We start from the raw sequence: 15,513 nt of genomic DNA on the forward strand, positions 1-15,513 counted from the left end.
CGCCAGATAAGGGCAAAATCATCTCGCGCGCGCGACCACCCGGGTCGCCGCACCGTGCCCCGGCCGCACCGGGGCGTTCTTCCCTAAGGAGACCCCATGGACCTCACCACCTCGATCGGCGAGATCACCGGCCCCTTGAGCGCCGAGCTCACGGGCAGCGCCGACCCCGTCGGTTCGTCTTTCATCGACACCCTGTCCGCGGCTCTGTTCATCGGCCCGAATCTTCTTCTGAACTTCATCGGCGACCTCGGCCACGACCTCGGCAGCACCGGCAGCCTCTTCGGCGACGGCGGCTTGACCCTCCCGGCCTGACGCTCACGGCAATAACGAAGGGCCCGCCGGAATCACTTCCGGCGGGCCCTGTGTCGTACGCGCCGAGCCCGGGTCAGACGGGCCTGGGTCAGACGGTGACCACCGAATCCAGCGCGGACAGGAACAGCCCGAGCCCGTCGTCGGACGGCCCGGTCAGCGGGTCGATGGCGTGCTCGGGGTGCGGCATGAGACCCACCACGCGACCGTCGGCGGAGCTGATGCCGGCGATGTTGTTGGTGGAGCCGTTGGGGGCGTCGGAGGCGAAGCGGAAGACCACGCGCCCCTCGGCCTCGAGCTGCTCGATGGTCTCGGGCGTGGCCATGTAGCGGCCCTCACCGGACTTGAGCGGGATGAGGATCTCGGCATTCTGCTCGAACCGGGAGGTCCAGGCCGTGCCGTTGTTCTCCACCCGCAGCCACTCGTCGCGGCAGATGAAGTGCATGTCTCGGTTGCGTCCCATGGCGCCGGGCAGGAGCCCGGCCTCGCACAGGATCTGGAAACCGTTGCAGATCCCCAGCACGGGCATGCCGCCCTTAGCGGCCGAGATGACCTCACCCATGACGGGGGCCATCGAGGCGATGGCACCGCACCGCAGGTAGTCGCCGTAGGAGAAGCCGCCGGGGACCACCACGGCGTCGACGCCCTTGAGGTCGGCGTCGTCGTGCCACAGGGAGACGGCCTCGGCCCCGGCCCGGGTGACGGCGCGGGACGCGTCGATGTCGTCGAGCGTGCCGGGGAAGGTGATGACGCCGATCCGTGCGGTCACGAGGCCGCCTCCGCGGTGTCCACGCGGACGACCTTCCAGTCCTCGATCACGGTGTTTGCCAGGAGGGACGACGCGATCTCCTCGAGCTCGGCCTCCGTCACGCCGTCGGCGACCTCGAGTTCGAACCGCTTGCCCTGCCGGACGTCGGTGACTCCGCCGTGGCCCAGACGGCCGAGGGCTCGGTGGATGGCCTGACCCTGCGGATCGAGGATCTCGGCCTTGGGCATGACTTCGACGACGACTCGGGCCACGGTGGGAACTCCTCGATCGGATGGCTACGCGGGACGATCCCGGACCGGCCGGGACTCACTGGTCGATCCTACCCGCCGCTGGTCGCCGGACCGAAAGCTCACGCGGCACCCACGAGGGCGACCGGAGACCACTCGTAGCGGGCGGGCCGCGCACCGTGCTCGCCGACCACCGCGTCGACCGCGTCGAGCAGCGCCGACCGGGGTGCCCGGCGCGAGAGTTGCCCGGCCGCGACGTTGAGCCGGACTGTCCCGCCGGCCTCGGCGGTGCGCCCGGCCGCGGCGACGAGGGCCCGGCACCACCAGGCGTCGGCGACGAACCCCTCGCCGATCGAGAGCGCCCGACCCCGCTCGATGGTGCCGCGCGGGAGGTCGTGGATCCCTGTCAGCGCGGCACAGACGTGGAAGCCCGCCCCGGGGAGTGCCCTGAGGCATCCCGGGGAGGCGTTCCAGCGCGGCGGGGCGAACACCCGGGTCCGCAGGCCCATCTCCGCCATGAGCCGGTCGGCGGCGGTGAGACGCACGGCGGCCTCGGCGGGTCCGATCGAGGCGAACTCGGGCCTACGGGGCCTGGTCGCCGCGTCGTCGTAACCGCCCAGCACGATGGCGTCGCCGCGCCGCCGGCGATGCCGCAGCCACTCCTGGGTGCCGTCGTCGTCGGCGAGTCGGTACTCGCGCCCCCGCCGCGGGGCGACGAGCAGCGAGACCGGCACGGATCGACGTTCGAGGTCGCCGACCAGGTCGACGGCGTGGTCGAGGGTGGTGTCGCGGAGTCCCGAGACCGAGACGATGAGGCGCGGGGTCATGGGGGCATCGTGTCAGGGAGTGATGACGCGGTGACGACGGCGAGGTGTACTCCAGATTGCCGAGCCCGACACAGCACCGAGACCGACACAGTGCCGGCGCGACACAGTGCCGAGACCGATATCCCCGCCGGCGCGGTCAGATCGGAAGAGTCTCCTCGAGCGCGTCCACCAGTTCGGGGGCTCCGGGCTCCACCTTGGGACGGAACCGCCCGACAACCTCTCCCTCGGGCGAGAGCAGGAACTTCTCGAAGTTCCACTGCACGTCCCCCGCCTCACCGTCGGAGTCGGCCACCTTGGTGAGCTCGACGTAGAGCGGGTGCCGGTCGGGCCCGTTGACGTCGACCTTGGCCGCGAGCGGAAAGGTGATCCCGTACTTGCCGGAGGTGAACTCCTTGATGGTGTCCTCGTCACCCGGCTCCTGGCCCATGAACTGGTTGCAGGGGAACCCGATCACGAAGAGGCCGCGGTCGCGGTAGTCGTCCGCCAACTCCTGCAGCCCCTCGTACTGCGGGGTGAGCCCGCACTCGCTGGCGACGTTGACCACGAGGACCGCGTGGCCCGCGTAGTCGCCCATGCTGGCCTGCTCGCCGTCGATGGTGGTGAACGAGATGTCGTGGATGCTTCCGCTACTCATGTGATCCAGCCTACGCACAACGAACCATTGACAAATCGTTGGGTTTTCCCAACACTTAGATACATGAGCCCAGTCCGACGGGGAGAAAAGCTCCCCATTCACAACCGGATCGCCGTGTTGCGGGCCGAGCACCGCCTGAGCCGTGCGGCGCTCGCCGAGCAGATCGAGGTCAACCCCCAGACCGTGGGGGCGCTCGAGAGAGGCGACCACTACCCGAGCCTGGATCTGGCCTTCCGGATCTGCGCGGTCTTCGACCTGCCGGTCGAGGCCGTGTTCTCCCGCGAGGAGTTCCGACCGATGTCCGCCGAGATCTACCGCCCCACCCGAGAGGACCGATCATGACCTCCAACCGCGTCGACACCCTCACCCGATCCGAGCAGCGATTCGAGAAGATGCAGACCCGGACGGAGGGCAGACTCCCGTCGTGGCGTACCCCGGCACGTCGCCGACTGCTCGTCCGCCTGAACTGGGCGAGCCTGGCGATCATGGCCGCGATCGCGGTGGCGGGTTACTTCTGGTTCCCGATCATCCTGGCCTGGCTCCCCATGACCGTGGTGATCTGCGTGGTCTGGACGATGCTGCGCATCACCATCGACTCCAAGGACACCGCCCCCGCCCGATACCTGGACGAGTTCGAGCTGGCGACGCTCCTGCAGGCCCGCTCTCAGTCGCTCTCGCTGGTCACGGGCGGACTGTTCGTGATCTCGATGGTGCTGATCTTCGGTTCGAGCTTCGAGATCGGCGACGGACACCGGCTCGCCTACGTGATGGGAGGCCTCGGCATCCTCACGTTCCTGGCCGGGGCGGTCATTCCCGCAGCCGCGATGACCCGCACCATGCCCCCCGAGAGCGGGGACGACTTCGGGCCCGCCGCCGACCACACCGCCTGATCCCCGGGAGATCCGCTACTCCGATTCGGGATCCGCTAGTCCGATCGGGGTAGCGGATCCCGAATTGGAGTAGCGGATCCTCGGGGTGGGGTGGGCGCGACTCCGGGTGGGCGCGACTCCGGGTGGGCGCTGGGCGGGGTGGGCGCTGGGTGGGGTGGGCGCGACTCCGGGTGGGCGCCGGGCGGGTCTAGCGGGCGGGCCGGGCGGGCCGGGCGGGTCTAGCCTGCGCCCGCCGTGCGGAGGGTCCACGCGTACTCGAACGCGGTCTGACGCCACCGCTCGTAGCGCCCGGACACTCCCCCGTGACCCGCGCTCATCTCGCAGCGCAGCAGCACCGGCCGGTCCGCCGAGTTGGCCGACGGGGACACCGCCCGCAGCCTGGCCACCCACTTGGCGGGCTCCACGTACAGCACCCGGGTGTCGTTGAGCGAGGTCACCGCGAGGATGGCCGGATAGTCCTTGGCCTCGATGTTCTCGTACGGGGCGTACGAGGCCATGTAGTCGTAGACCTCCTCGGAGTGCAGCGGATCGCCCCACTCGTCCCACTCGATCACCGTCAGCGGCAGCTCCGGCATGAGGATCGAGGTGAGCGGGTCGACGAACGGCACCACGGCCTGGATGCCCGCGAACAACTCGGGGGCCAGGTTCGCGACCGCCCCCATCAGTAGTCCACCGGCACTGCCGCCCTCGGCGACCAGCCGGTCCGGGGAGGTGAGCCCGGAGTCGACCAGGTGTCGCGCACAGTCGACGAAGTCGGTGAAAGTGTTGCGCTTCGTGTGCGTCTTGCCGTTCTCGTACCAGAGCCGGCCCATCTCACCGCCGCCCCGCACGTGCGCCACGGCGAAGGCCATCCCCCGGTCGAGCAGCGAGAGCCTCGCCACCGAGAACGCGGGATCGATGCTGGTCTCGTACGAGCCGTAGCCGTACAGCAGCGTCGGCACCTGCTCGCCGGCATCGACGCGGGCGGCGGTGCCGGTGGACATCACCAGCGAGATCGGCACCCGGGTGCCGTCCGCGGCCGTCGCCCAGTCGCGTCGCTGGACGTAGCCGCTCGGGTCGTACCCGCCGAGCACCTCCTGCTCACGCAGCAGCGTCCGCTCCCCCGAGGCGAGGTCGAGCGAGTAGACCCGGCCCGGCGTGACGAACGAACCGAAGCCGAACCGCAGGACCGGCGAGTCCCACTCCGGGTTGGACCCCGGACCGGAGGTGTACAGCTCCTCGTCGAACTCGACGGGCTCGAACCGCCCGTACGCCTCGACTCCCGCCGTGGACCCCTGCTCGAGCGGCATCAGCGCGAACCGCGGCAGCGCCGCTTCGCGGTACCCCAGCACCAGCACGCGCGCGAAGGCGTCCACGCCCTCCACCCGGACGTCGTCACGGTGGGCCACCAGCGTGCGCAGATCCCGCAGCTCGCCCTCGATCGGACCGACAGGCGCCTCGACCACCTCGTAGTTCGGGGCGCCGTCGTTGTGGGTGATGATGAACCGGTCCTCGCCACCGACGACCGCGTGCTCGACGTCGTACTCGACGCCCTCCTGCCGCGGCCGGACGCACCAGAACTCGCCGGCGGGATCGTTCGAGTCCAGGCACCACACCTCGGTGGTGATCTTGGACCCCGCCGCTATCTGCAGGAACTTCTCGCTGCGTGTCTCGCCGACCCCGATCCAGTAGGACTCGTCGGGCTCGTGGAAGACCTTGTCGTCGTCGTCCCTCGTCGTGCCCAGCCGGTGACGCCACACCGTGTCCGGCCGCCAGGCGTCGTCGACCGTGACATAGAAGACGTACCGGCCATCGCGGGACCAGGTCACACCGGCGGCGATCCCGGAGATCTCCTCGTCCGGGGCCGTGTAGTCCGGGTCGAGCGAGCGGAAACGCAGCGTGTACCGCTCGTCGCCCTCCGTATCCGTGGCCCACGCCAGTGCGCGGCCGTCGTCGCTGACCGAGAACGCGCCCAGCGCGAAGTAGTCGTGACCCTCCGCCTCGGCGTTTCCGTCGAGGAGCAACTGCTCACCCGGCAACTCCACGTCCGGGGAGACCTCGGGCGGAACCCAGCCCGCAGGGTCCGACGGGTCGTCGACGAACTGCTGCGGGACCGGGACCCGACAGTGCCTGGCGTACGACCGGCCCTCCTCGGTGCGCGAGAAGTACCACCAGCCGCTGGCGCGCACCGGGACCGACATGTCGGTCTCCTTGACGCGGGAGCGGATCTCCTCGTAGACCTCGTCCTCCAGGGGCTTGAGGTCGGCGGTCATCGCATCGGTGTAGGCGTTCTCCGCCTCGAGGTAGGCACGGGTCGCGGGAGCGTCCTTGTCGCGCAACCACTCGTAGTCGTCGACGAAGACGCGGCCGTGGTGCTCGCGACGGTGGGGCCGGCGCTCGGCCTGCGGCGGCGTGGGCGTCTGCCCCGTGGTGGTGGCTGTGGTGGCGGTCGCGGCGGCGGCGGTGTCGGTGGCTGCGGTGTCGGTGTCGGTGTCGGTCGTCTCGGCGGAGCTCACGCTGCGTCGCCCCCGATCCAGTCGGCGAACGAGCGGCCCGAGATGCGCTCGTAGGCCTCGATGTAGCGCGCCCGGGTCGCGTCCACGACCTCCTGCGGCAGAGCCGGTGGCGGGGTGTCGGCATCGGAGTTCCAGCCCGCCTCCGGGCCCGTCAACCAGTTCCGCACGTACTGCTTGTCGAAGCTCGGTTGCACACGGCCCGGCGAATACTCGTCAGCGGGCCAGTAGCGCGATGAGTCCGGGGTGAGCACCTCGTCGGCCAGGATCAGCTCCCCGTCGACCAGGCCGAACTCGAACTTGGTGTCGGCCAGCAGCACTCCGCGCTCGGCCGCCATCTCCGCGGCCCGCGCGTAGACGTCCAGCGTCGCCGTACGCAGCTGCTCGGCCAGCTCGGCCCCGACGATCCCGGTGAGCTGATCGAACGAGATGTTCTCGTCGTGATCCCCCACCGCCGCCTTGGTGGCCGGGGTGAAGATCGGCTCGGGCAGTCGGCTGGCCTCGACCAGGCCCCCGGGCAGCTCGATGCCACACACGGTCCCCGACTCCCGGTACTCGGTCATCCCCGACCCGGTCAGGTAACCGCGGGCCACACACTCGGCCGGAACCATGTCGAGTCGACGGACCACCATCGCGCGGCCGAGCACCTCGAGCGGGATGCGCTCGTCGTCCAGCGTCCCGGCCAGGTGGTTGGGCACGTCGAGGGCGTCGAAGAAGTAGGCGCTCATCGCGGTGAGCACGCGGCCCTTGTCCGGGATGGGCGTGCCGAGGACGTGGTCGTAGGCGGAGATGCGGTCGGTGGCCACCAGGAGGAGCGTCTCACCGTCGATCTCGTACAGCTCGCGGACCTTTCCGGAGACGAGATGGCGGTAAGAGGAGAGATCGGGTCGCATGACGGCCAGCGTAGCCGGACGCCCACGTCCCGAGTCGAGACCGTCGGCCCCCAACCGAGGTTGGTCGGACTCAGCCCAGTCGGGCCTCGAGCCACTCCCCCAACGCCGCGTACGCGTCCTCGGCGCACAGGTCGTTGAACAGCTCGTGGAGGCCGCCCTCGAACTCCCGGTAGGTGATCTCCGGGCGCGGGTCGTGGTCCGAACCGGCGATCTGCGCGAAGCGCCGCGCGCCCGACGGGTAGGTGATGGTGTCGGCCGAGCCGTTGAGGATCAGCGTCGGCAACCGCAGTGCCGGCGACCGCTCGATGAACTTGAGGCCGCCGGCGAGCATCGTCCCCGCCGTCACCGCGGGCACGCCCTTCTGGTGGACCAGCGGATCCGAGGTGTAGTCCTCGACGTACTCGGGCACTCGGGAGATATCGTGCGGGTCGAGCTTCTCCACCGGCAGGAACGGCAGGAGACGAGCGATCACGGGCGCCGCCACGCGCAGCGGTGCCGGTGTCCCCTCGCCCACGACGAGCCCGGGCGAGGAGAGGATGAGGCCCTTGAGGTCCCACGGCCGCCGGAGCGCGGACTCCCCCGCGATCAACCCGCCCATCGAATGCCCCATCAGCAGCCGGGGCAGGGACTCGGCCCCGCCGCCCTCGGCGGACCGGCTCCACTCCACCACCGCGTCACGCACCGCGAGGTTGTCGCGGATGTGCGTCTCCATCGACACCTTGGCGCGGGGCCCGGGAGCCGTGCCGTGGCCGCGCAGATCGTAGGAGGCAACACTGATCCCCCGGTCGGTGAGGAAGCGGATCGTCCGCCCGTACCGGCCGGAGTGCTCGGCGAAGCCGTGCACGAGCAGCAGCAACGCCCGGGGCTGGTCAGCGTGGTGCAGGGTCGCCTGCAGGCCGGAGGTGCCGGGGACGGGGATGGGGGTCTGGCGCATGCTGCACAGACTAGTGCCAGCCCGCCCGGGGCCGAGGCCGATCGCCTGGGGCCGATCGGGCAAAAACCTCAGATCCCGAGCTGGTCCAAGATGAGGCTGCCGGCGCCGAGCGGCATCAGAGAGAACGCGATCGGAACGTAGAACTGCTGCATGAACGCCCCCGGGTCGATCCCGACGGCCGAACTGGCGGTGGCGAGCCCGGCCTGGATCATCCCGAACACGTCGTACAGTGCGCCCCCGAGGGAGCCGCTGGGCCTCGTGACCATGCTGTGGTCCTTCCCTGTCACTCGGCGACGGGAGGGCCCCGCCTCCGTCGGTGTACAGGACTTATCGGGCGGGGGGCCCGGCGGGTTACGGACAGGCTGTCAGAGGATCGAACCCGGCGCGTAGCCGGCCGCCTCCGGGTGGCGGGCCACGAGCGCCTCGACGCGGGCGGCGACCGCGTCGACCTGGTCGCCGGCAGCGCCGACGAACGCGGCACGATCCGCGAGCGCCTCCTCGAGCGCGGCGCGATCCAGCGGCAGCCGGTCGTCGGCGGCGAGCCGGTCCAGCAGATCGGGTTCGCGGCCCTCCTCGCGCATGGCCAGCGCCACCGCCACCGCGTTGGACTTGATCGCCTCGTGGGCGACCTCGCGGCCGACCCCGGCGCGCACCGCGGCCATGAGGACCTTCGTGGTGGCGAGGAACGGCAGGTAGCGCTGGAGCTCCTTGTCGATCACGGCCGGGTAGGCGCCGAACTCGTCGAGCACGGTGAGGAACGTCTCGAACATGCCGTCCAGGGCGAAGAACGCATCCGGCAGCGCGACACGACGCACCACGGAGCAGAAGACGTCGCCCTCGTTCCACTGCGCGCCCGCGAGTTCGGCGGCCATGGAGCCGTAACCGCGGAGCACGACCTGCAGACCGTTCACGCGCTCGCAGGAGCGGGTGTTCATCTTGTGCGGCATCGCGGACGAGCCGACCTGACCGGGCTGGAAGCCCTCGGTGACCAGCTCGTGCCCGGCCATGAGCCGGATGGTCTGCGCCAACGACGACGGGCCTGCGCCGAGCTGGACGAGCGCCGAGACGACCTCGTGGTCCAACGACCGCGGGTAGACCTGGCCCACCGAGTCGAAGGTGCGGGCGAAGCCGAGATGCTCGGCGATCCGCCCCTCGAGCTCGGTCATCTTGGCGGCGTCGCCACCGAGGAGGTCGAGCATGTCCTGCGCCGTGCCCATCGGGCCCTTGATGCCGCGCAGGGGGTACCGCTCGAGCAACGACTCCACGCGCTCCAACGCCACCAGCAGCTCGTCGGCGGCGGAGGCGAAGCGCTTACCGAGGGTGGTCGCCTGCGCGGCGACATTGTGGCTACGTCCCGCCATGACCGTGTCGCGGTGGGCCACGGCGTGCTCGGCCAGGCGACGGGCCGCGGCGACGCCCCGGTCGCGCACCAGCTCGAGCGAGCGCACCACCTGCAACTGCTCGACGTTCTCGGTGAGGTCCCGGCTCGTCATGCCCTTGTGGATGTGCTCGTGCCCGGCGAGGTCGTTGAACTCCTCGATGCGTGCCTTGACGTCGTGCCGGGTGACCCGCTCGCGCTCGGCGATCGACGCGAGGTCGACGCGGTCGACCACCGCCTCGTAGGCCTCGATCACGCCGTCGGGGACGTCGATCCCCAGGTCCCGCTGCGCGCGGAGTACCGCGATCCACAGCTGGCGCTCGAGCACGATCTTGTGCTCGGCGGACCACAGCGTGGCCAGGTCGACGCTCGCGTAGCGCGAGGCGAGGACATTGGAGATCCGGGGCTTTGCGGCCCGGGCGGGCGAGGCGTTCTGGGCGGTCACGCCCCCAGTATCGCAGCCCGTTCAGGAGATGACCGAGCCGCCGGTGGACCCGGCGAGGATCTCGCGGGCATTGAGGTAGACCTGCTCGACCGTCAGCGGCGCCTGCAGCAGCAGCCACGGCCGGGTGATGAAGACGCTGACGGTGATGATCTCGGCTGAGCCCATGCGCCGACGGTAGCCGCCCGGCGTCACCGGCGGGGACGCCGCGTCCTCGGGGCCCACGGCGCTCACGGGCGGGCGCCTACGGGGCCAGTTCCGCCTCGAGCCGGTCCATGGCCTCGGCGATCTCGTCGGTCGCCCCCGCGAAGCTCAACCGCACCGTGTGCCGGCCGTCGACGGTGTCGAAGTCGACACCCGGCGTGAGCGCGACCCCGGTGCGGTCGAGGATCCGCGCGCACCACGCCACCGAGTCTTCGGTCCAGCGGGAAACGTCGAAGTAGGCATAGAACGCACCGTCGGGTGGGGCGACCTCCTTCACCCCCAGATCGACGAGCCGACGCAGCACGAGGTCGCGGTTGCGGGCGTAGCGCTCGACGTGGAGGTCGAGCTCGGCGGTCGAGTCGTCGGTGAAGGCGGCGACGGCCGCGAACTGCGCGTCGGCGGGTGGGCAGATCGTCAGGTTGCCCACGAGCCGGTCGACGGGGTCCCGCAGGTACTCCGGCAGCAGCATCCACCCGATCCGCCAGCCGGTCATGGAGAAGTACTTGGACACCGAGCCCATGACCACCGCCTCGCGGCTGGCCCGCCAGGCGCTCGCGCACTCCCGGCCGTACGTGACGCCGTGGTAGATCTCGTCGCTGATGAGTAGCGTGCCGTTCGACTCGCACCACCGGGCAAGCGCGGCGAGCTCGTCCGCGTCGATGATCGTGCCGGTGGGGTTGGCGGGGCTGGCGACGATGAGCCCGGCGGGGGCGCGCCCGAGCTCCGCCGTGGCCGCCTCGAGTTGCGCGACGGTGGGCTGATACCGCGTGTCCGCCCCGCACGCGATCTCGTGGACGAGGCACCCCAGCGCCTGGAGGGTGTTGCGGTAGGCGGGGTAGCCGGGGCGCGCCATGACCACGATGTCGCCGGGGTCGAAAGCGGCGAGGAAGAGGGCGGTGAAGCCGCCGGAGGAACCGGTGGTGACGACGACGTCGTCGGCGCGCACGTCGAGCCCGTCCCGTCGCCGGTGATACGCGGCGATCGCCTCGCGAAGGGGCCGGATGCCCACGGCCTCGGTATAACCGAGGATCTCGGTGTCCAGGGCCCGGTGGGCCGCGGCCAGTACCGGCGCCGGGGCCGGGGTCGAGGGCTGCCCGGCGCACAGGGAGATCACGTCCCCGTGGGTCTCCTGGCGCCTGGCCGCGGCCGCGAGGACGGTCATCACGTGGAACGGCTCGACGGCCGAGCGGCGGGAGGGTTCGCGGCAGTCCATGCGGCCGACGTTAGCGGGGTTACGGTACGGACTCACAACCTTCCGTTATTAGCTGGACAGCTGACACCCAAGCTTTCTCGACCCACTATCGAGCTCGGCCGCCCCCCAAAGCGGCAAACGCGCTCGCAACCGCGGTGGGGACCCGATCCCCTCGGCCGCGGCCAGTTCACGGTGGCCAAGGGTACTTACTAAGCCCCAACGTCCGCGAAGCCGTCGACACAGCAATACGGCCCGCGTGCAACTTACCGCGACGGTTTCTCTAACCTGGAGGTAACCAGTAACGTCCCGTTCCGACACGCCCCTACGCTGGTGCTCCCGCACTATTCGTAAGTCGCAGTCACACCGCCCAGCGCAGTGGAGCAATTGCAAGGAGCTACCGCCGAACTCGCCTTCACAACCTGCGGATTAAGACCGGCCTCAGCAAGGACCCGCGACAACCTTGCCAGTGTCAGGTACGGCGCGCCCGTGCCTCGATACTCTGACAAGATCATCGGCTCCAACTCTCGTACAACTTTGGCAAGGTCGACAATTGAAGTACCTTTTCGCGGCCGCAGGCCGATTACGCAGTCACTAAGTACCGCCTGGCCAACATCAATAACCCGAGGCGGCCGCCATTGACCGACCCGCGAAATCACAATTAGCGGCGCATAGTCTGCCAGGCGCGAGGCCGCCGAACCGGCAAATTTACTAGTCGCCCGCATATCGGTTGTATGCACGAAAGGCGCGGCATCATTAGCCGATAAGTATCCAGCCTTCCGAACGGAGTGCACTGGGACTCGACCCCGAACAATTTCCACACATCGACAAGATCCATACCCCGCACCAAGCCTGAAACTAGCCCGCAAAGCGCCGGAATTCAGATCACTGCTAACCGAGGAAAGACCCACCCGCCTCTCGATCCGCACTAGCGACGTAGAAACGCGCGCTCGCTGAAACGACGAGGACCGCAGCTTGGCGACTCGATCCACTCGGTACGCCTTAGAAATTTGCTCCCAAAGCGACAGGTTTCGTTCAGCATCTAGCGCACCATCGGGAAGGATCAGGAAAAACCCGGCCTCCGGTTGAAACCAGGTTAGAGCCTCAGCAACAAAGTGCATCGCGGGCGTGACCAGGCCGTCAAAGTCGCCGTAGACAATCCGAAATCCAGCATTGCCCCGGAAAGAAAAGGGAGGATTCATTACCACCGCCCCTACTAGGCCTGACGTGAGCTTCCACGGAGCGCTGGAGACTCTCGATCTAGCTTCCAGGAAATCGGCGCTCCCAATGATCCAATTCGGCCGCTGCGCCCGCACTTTTCGGACGACCTGCCGATCGACGTCTAGCCCCGCGAGCCGTACTTGGTCGCCAAATCGCCGCTCAACTGCCTCTAGAAGCGCCCCTTCGCCCATTGCGGGATCAAAAACTACGCCCGACAGAGACGAAGGAAGCGCCGATGCTAACTCGTCCGCGATTAACTGGGGGGTGTAGTACGGATCCACCCCTTTACCCTTAGGCGCCATCATAATTTGGTAATGCTTGAAGAAAGGAAGACGCCTCGAACACGTAAACGCCTCGCGTACCAGTAGTCCGATTACTCGAACGGATCGGATGATCGTACACTATCTCCGTCGTGACAGGATTCCTAATGGCATAAAGTACCGCACCCAGCGCATGGGGCTTTGTACCTATCGGGGCAATACGTAGATGTTTTCCACTTATACGCCTGTGGATCCGCTCGATTGCATGAAAAGCTTCGAACGGGCAACTGGCTAGAGCCAACTCAACTCGTTGATCCATCCTATCAAGACTAAGGATGTCCCGATTGGCAATGTAGGTTATGGACGGATACTCAACGCGAAACCCCGGCGAACCGACAATGGGGAAAGAATTTGACACTTCTACGTCTTCTTGGTCAAAGATATGGCTTAACCGTGCGCCTTCAAAGCCAAGCAAGGGAACAAAATGACCCTCATCATTAACGCGTCGAGATATGCGCGCGAAACCAGGGAGAGGATCGATTCCCCGACTCAGACTCAGGTCATAAACCATCCCCGGGAGGTCTTCGCTTCTATTGTAGTCGTCGGGCTCGGCGTAGAGGCCAATGAAGGGCTGGGACGTCGCAACCAAAGCTCTAATGAGCGGCGCCCACACTCGGTTCTCCAGGCTTGTCAAATCGATCGCAACTACACCCCCGAGCCCGCTCACAAAATCCTCGATCTCGGAAGATTCGAACAGACTAACATCCCGGCTATACGATTGAAACCGACAGTGGGCTTCATCTAACTGAAGTACTTGGGAAGCAGCGACAACAGGGTCACTGGACACTACCGACGCGATACTGAACGCCCGCTCCTCGTCGATTTCGCCACCGTAAAAGAGGTGACCAATTTCTACGTCACGTAAACTTTCAAGATCGAGTTTGCGGGTAAAAGTAGGCCTACGAAGGTCAATCACTCTACGACTCCGAGAAGATCGACAATTGGTCCGGTAACGACTGCGGGCTAGTTCCGCGTCGGGCCAAAATTCGCCGAATGGTTGCAGGAGCCGATTCTCTTCTGGTCAGCGAAAGGATTTCATCGGCACTAATGGTCATCCGACGCTTCCGGCGGGGACTGTAACGGAAGAAGGCCGAAAGGATCGGGTGTAACTGGTAGTCCATCTCCGCAGTCGCCCCCGATAGCCGGGCATTCTTATCTCCTTCAAACCCAACTAGGACACCCTGCCCAACGGCCTCGCCCAGCAACATTTCAACGTCTTCCGACATCGAACTATCGCCGTACCTAACTCTGAACTGATTGACCTCTGGAGTCCGCATTGCTGATTCTCTTGCCAAATTCGCGAATATACTCCCCAGGCCGAGCGATAACCGCGTCAACGCCGCCCCCTGCCTCGACCAACCCTGCAAGTCGCGTACAGTTCTCTCTCCGACACGGGTCGCTGCTGTCGTTTGATGCTCGATTGACACTGGGGTTTTGAGATCTTCGCCTGCAAGTGCGTGAAGATGCAGCGCTTCATGCACAAGACGAATCATGTATCGAATATTGCCGTCTGCAAGCTGGCAAAATGTTTTCCATCCAGCGTAGTACTTCCGGCGGCCGATACGATTTTCGCGAATAGTGAACAGGGTGGCATAAGCGTAGTTTGTTACCCGAGTTTTCCACTTACCTGGATTCTCTATAGCCCAGCGGGCTACAAACAAGGGAGACTCGTCGTGACTCGCGGCCCACCTCAACATTAGGGCTGCCTCTAAGGCTGAGAGTTGCGCGACGTACTCTAAATCCACCTCGCTATGACCTTGATCTAAGGCGACTGCACTCACCAACTGGGCTTTGAGAGTTTCAGCCCCTAACTGCACGGCCTCGTCTTCGACGGAAATGGAAGGCAGTAGTTCGGCAGGAGCAAAGCCATCGGATGCGATTAGAGCCAAACGTTGGCTTACGACGGTCGCTGCAAAATCCTCGAACGACTCGTCTTTGAGGTCCGTGACTATGTCGACCTTCGTGAAGTCCGCAGGGTCCTGAAGAGGTTGGTCCTCGACGAGCGTCGAAGAATCGATAGAAACGGTATTACGCACTCCGATTTTGAATGTGTACGGGGAAGCACCTACCTGCTTGACCAGCGTGTTCAGCACTTGCTGCTGGTAACGGTCGAGATTTTCATATTCATCCAAGCAGAACATGAACGGCCGTGCGCGGCTGATTCCGGCGTCGACGATTGCCCCAAAGAGATATTCCAATGGCCGACCCAATAGTGATAAATTTGATGTAGCCAACGCAGATATATTACCGTTTAATTTCGACTCAATATCAACCATTGCGAAGTCTATTGCTTCCGCTATATCGTGAACTTTCGATGCTTCGCTCAGGTGTAGTGAGCGAGTAAACAGCATTACCTGACGTGGGTCGAGACTGACGCTTGCACCTCGTTTGACCAACCATCCCAAGTAGTCGACCACTAGCGCGCTCAGGCGCAGATTAAGGTAGTGTGAGAATATTCGAGTCCATTGCGTCTCGCTCACTCCGCGCCCCCGGAAAGCAGAAACTACGTTCGGCTCAATCTTCCAGTAGGCTCCGATTACTTGCCAGTTTTCGACTTTGATACTGCCAGACACGCTCGCCTGCCCACCGTAGGCCATTGACCGTAAAGTTGTAGTTTTACCTGTTCCGCGCCCTCCGATGAGAAACGTAGGCGTAATACCAACGAGCTTCGGAAAGTACCTCGGCGTCGCAAATCGCTGATATAGATCGTTGTCGGCCTCGTACTCTGCCCTCAACTGGCCGAAAGCGGACGAAATCTGACGGGTCAGGGTCGACGACATCTCG

General features: G+C 66.3%; 16 protein-coding genes. 3 read left to right on the forward strand and 13 right to left on the reverse strand.

Annotated elements, in window-relative coordinates; all coding sequences use genetic code 11:
* Positions 1-96: 96 nt before the first annotated feature.
* Positions 97-312, forward strand: a complete 216-nt coding sequence (locus CK206_RS07160; RefSeq protein WP_096905977.1) for a hypothetical protein — start codon at positions 97-99, stop codon at positions 310-312.
* An 88-nt stretch (positions 313-400) separates the two neighbouring features.
* Here CK206_RS07160 and purQ read toward each other — a convergent pair whose 3' ends face one another.
* The 4 genes from purQ to CK206_RS07180 all read right to left on the reverse strand — a co-directional run bounded on the left by purQ (position 401) and on the right by CK206_RS07180 (position 2,766).
* Entirely contained in the window at positions 401-1,078 is a 678-nt protein-coding gene (gene purQ, locus CK206_RS07165; RefSeq protein ID WP_096905978.1) for a phosphoribosylformylglycinamidine synthase subunit PurQ, read from the reverse strand.
* Positions 1,075-1,329, reverse strand: a complete 255-nt coding sequence (gene purS, locus CK206_RS07170) for a phosphoribosylformylglycinamidine synthase subunit PurS (RefSeq protein ID WP_067711971.1) — start codon at positions 1,327-1,329, stop codon at positions 1,075-1,077. Before purS ends, purQ begins: the two co-directional genes overlap by 4 nt.
* A 98-nt stretch (positions 1,330-1,427) precedes the next feature.
* The gene (locus CK206_RS07175; RefSeq protein ID WP_096905979.1) at positions 1,428-2,132 is read right to left on the reverse strand and encodes a DUF2334 domain-containing protein; all 705 of its coding nucleotides are present in this window, start codon (positions 2,130-2,132) and stop codon (positions 1,428-1,430) included.
* A 136-nt stretch (positions 2,133-2,268) separates the two neighbouring features.
* The gene (locus tag CK206_RS07180) at positions 2,269-2,766 is read right to left on the reverse strand and encodes a glutathione peroxidase (protein ID WP_067711967.1); all 498 of its coding nucleotides are present in this window, start codon (positions 2,764-2,766) and stop codon (positions 2,269-2,271) included.
* A 63-nt stretch (positions 2,767-2,829) separates the two neighbouring features.
* Between CK206_RS07180 and CK206_RS07185 the strand changes: the two genes are divergently transcribed.
* Positions 2,830-3,108, forward strand: a complete 279-nt coding sequence (locus CK206_RS07185; RefSeq protein ID WP_096905980.1) for a helix-turn-helix transcriptional regulator — start codon at positions 2,830-2,832, stop codon at positions 3,106-3,108.
* Complete coding sequence (locus tag CK206_RS07190; protein ID WP_096905981.1) at positions 3,105-3,656, forward strand: hypothetical protein; 552 nt, start codon at positions 3,105-3,107, stop codon at positions 3,654-3,656. The genes CK206_RS07185 and CK206_RS07190 overlap by 4 nt, the downstream gene beginning before the upstream one ends.
* A 218-nt stretch (positions 3,657-3,874) precedes the next feature.
* Here CK206_RS07190 and CK206_RS07195 read toward each other — a convergent pair whose 3' ends face one another.
* From CK206_RS07195 to CK206_RS19495, 9 genes are all read right to left on the reverse strand, one after another.
* The gene (locus tag CK206_RS07195) at positions 3,875-6,151 is read right to left on the reverse strand and encodes a S9 family peptidase (RefSeq protein ID WP_096905982.1); all 2,277 of its coding nucleotides are present in this window, start codon (positions 6,149-6,151) and stop codon (positions 3,875-3,877) included.
* Positions 6,148-7,041 carry a phosphoribosylaminoimidazolesuccinocarboxamide synthase gene (locus CK206_RS07200; RefSeq protein ID WP_067711957.1) on the reverse strand — a complete coding sequence of 298 codons (894 nt, stop codon included), beginning with the start codon at positions 7,039-7,041 and terminating at the stop codon, positions 6,148-6,150. The genes CK206_RS07195 and CK206_RS07200 overlap by 4 nt, the downstream gene beginning before the upstream one ends.
* Positions 7,042-7,111: 70 nt before the next feature.
* Entirely contained in the window at positions 7,112-7,975 is an 864-nt protein-coding gene (locus CK206_RS07205; RefSeq protein WP_096905983.1) for an alpha/beta hydrolase, read from the reverse strand.
* A 68-nt stretch (positions 7,976-8,043) separates the two neighbouring features.
* Positions 8,044-8,241: a hypothetical protein gene (locus tag CK206_RS07210; RefSeq protein ID WP_069389286.1), complete on the reverse strand. Its 198-nt coding sequence runs from the start codon at positions 8,239-8,241 to the stop codon at positions 8,044-8,046.
* Positions 8,242-8,340: 99 nt separating this feature from the next.
* Positions 8,341-9,798: an adenylosuccinate lyase gene (purB, locus tag CK206_RS07215; protein ID WP_096905984.1), complete on the reverse strand. Its 1,458-nt coding sequence runs from the start codon at positions 9,796-9,798 to the stop codon at positions 8,341-8,343.
* Positions 9,799-9,819: 21 nt separating this feature from the next.
* Positions 9,820-10,029, reverse strand: coding sequence for a hypothetical protein (locus tag CK206_RS07220; RefSeq protein WP_096905985.1), 210 nt, complete (start codon positions 10,027-10,029; stop codon positions 9,820-9,822).
* A gap of 10 nt (positions 10,030-10,039) precedes the next feature.
* Positions 10,040-11,212 (reverse strand): aminotransferase class I/II-fold pyridoxal phosphate-dependent enzyme, encoded by a 1,173-nt coding sequence (locus CK206_RS07225; RefSeq protein ID WP_096905986.1) that lies wholly within the window; start codon positions 11,210-11,212, stop codon positions 10,040-10,042.
* 1,488 nt (positions 11,213-12,700) lie between these two features.
* Positions 12,701-13,645, reverse strand: coding sequence for a hypothetical protein (locus CK206_RS19490; RefSeq protein ID WP_143337700.1), 945 nt, complete (start codon positions 13,643-13,645; stop codon positions 12,701-12,703).
* 1 nt (position 13,646) lies between these two features.
* Positions 13,647-15,509, reverse strand: coding sequence for a hypothetical protein (locus tag CK206_RS19495; RefSeq protein ID WP_143337701.1), 1,863 nt, complete (start codon positions 15,507-15,509; stop codon positions 13,647-13,649).
* Positions 15,510-15,513: the final 4 nt, after the last annotated feature.

The organism is Dietzia sp. WMMA184, assembly GCF_002441635.1.
Taxonomy (GTDB): Bacteria; Actinomycetota; Actinomycetes; order Mycobacteriales; family Mycobacteriaceae; genus Dietzia; species Dietzia kunjamensis.

Excerpts from the sequence above, each read along its gene's own strand:
- CK206_RS07185 (WP_096905980.1), top strand. The coding sequence starts at position 2,830 with ATGAGCCCAGTCCGACGGGGAGAAAAGCTCCCCATTCACAACCGGATC.
- CK206_RS07225 (WP_096905986.1), bottom strand. The coding sequence starts at position 11,212 with ATGGACTGCCGCGAACCCTCCCGCCGCTCGGCCGTCGAGCCGTTCCAC.
- CK206_RS07175 (WP_096905979.1), bottom strand. The coding sequence starts at position 2,132 with ATGACCCCGCGCCTCATCGTCTCGGTCTCGGGACTCCGCGACACCACC.
- CK206_RS07190 (WP_096905981.1), top strand. The coding sequence starts at position 3,105 with ATGACCTCCAACCGCGTCGACACCCTCACCCGATCCGAGCAGCGATTC.
- CK206_RS07160 (WP_096905977.1), top strand. The coding sequence starts at position 97 with ATGGACCTCACCACCTCGATCGGCGAGATCACCGGCCCCTTGAGCGCC.
- CK206_RS07205 (WP_096905983.1), bottom strand. The coding sequence starts at position 7,975 with ATGCGCCAGACCCCCATCCCCGTCCCCGGCACCTCCGGCCTGCAGGCG.
- CK206_RS07180 (WP_067711967.1), bottom strand. The coding sequence starts at position 2,766 with ATGAGTAGCGGAAGCATCCACGACATCTCGTTCACCACCATCGACGGC.
- CK206_RS07210 (WP_069389286.1), bottom strand. The coding sequence starts at position 8,241 with ATGGTCACGAGGCCCAGCGGCTCCCTCGGGGGCGCACTGTACGACGTG.
- CK206_RS19495 (WP_143337701.1), bottom strand. The coding sequence starts at position 15,509 with ATGTCGTCGACCCTGACCCGTCAGATTTCGTCCGCTTTCGGCCAGTTG.
- CK206_RS07200 (WP_067711957.1), bottom strand. The coding sequence starts at position 7,041 with ATGCGACCCGATCTCTCCTCTTACCGCCATCTCGTCTCCGGAAAGGTC.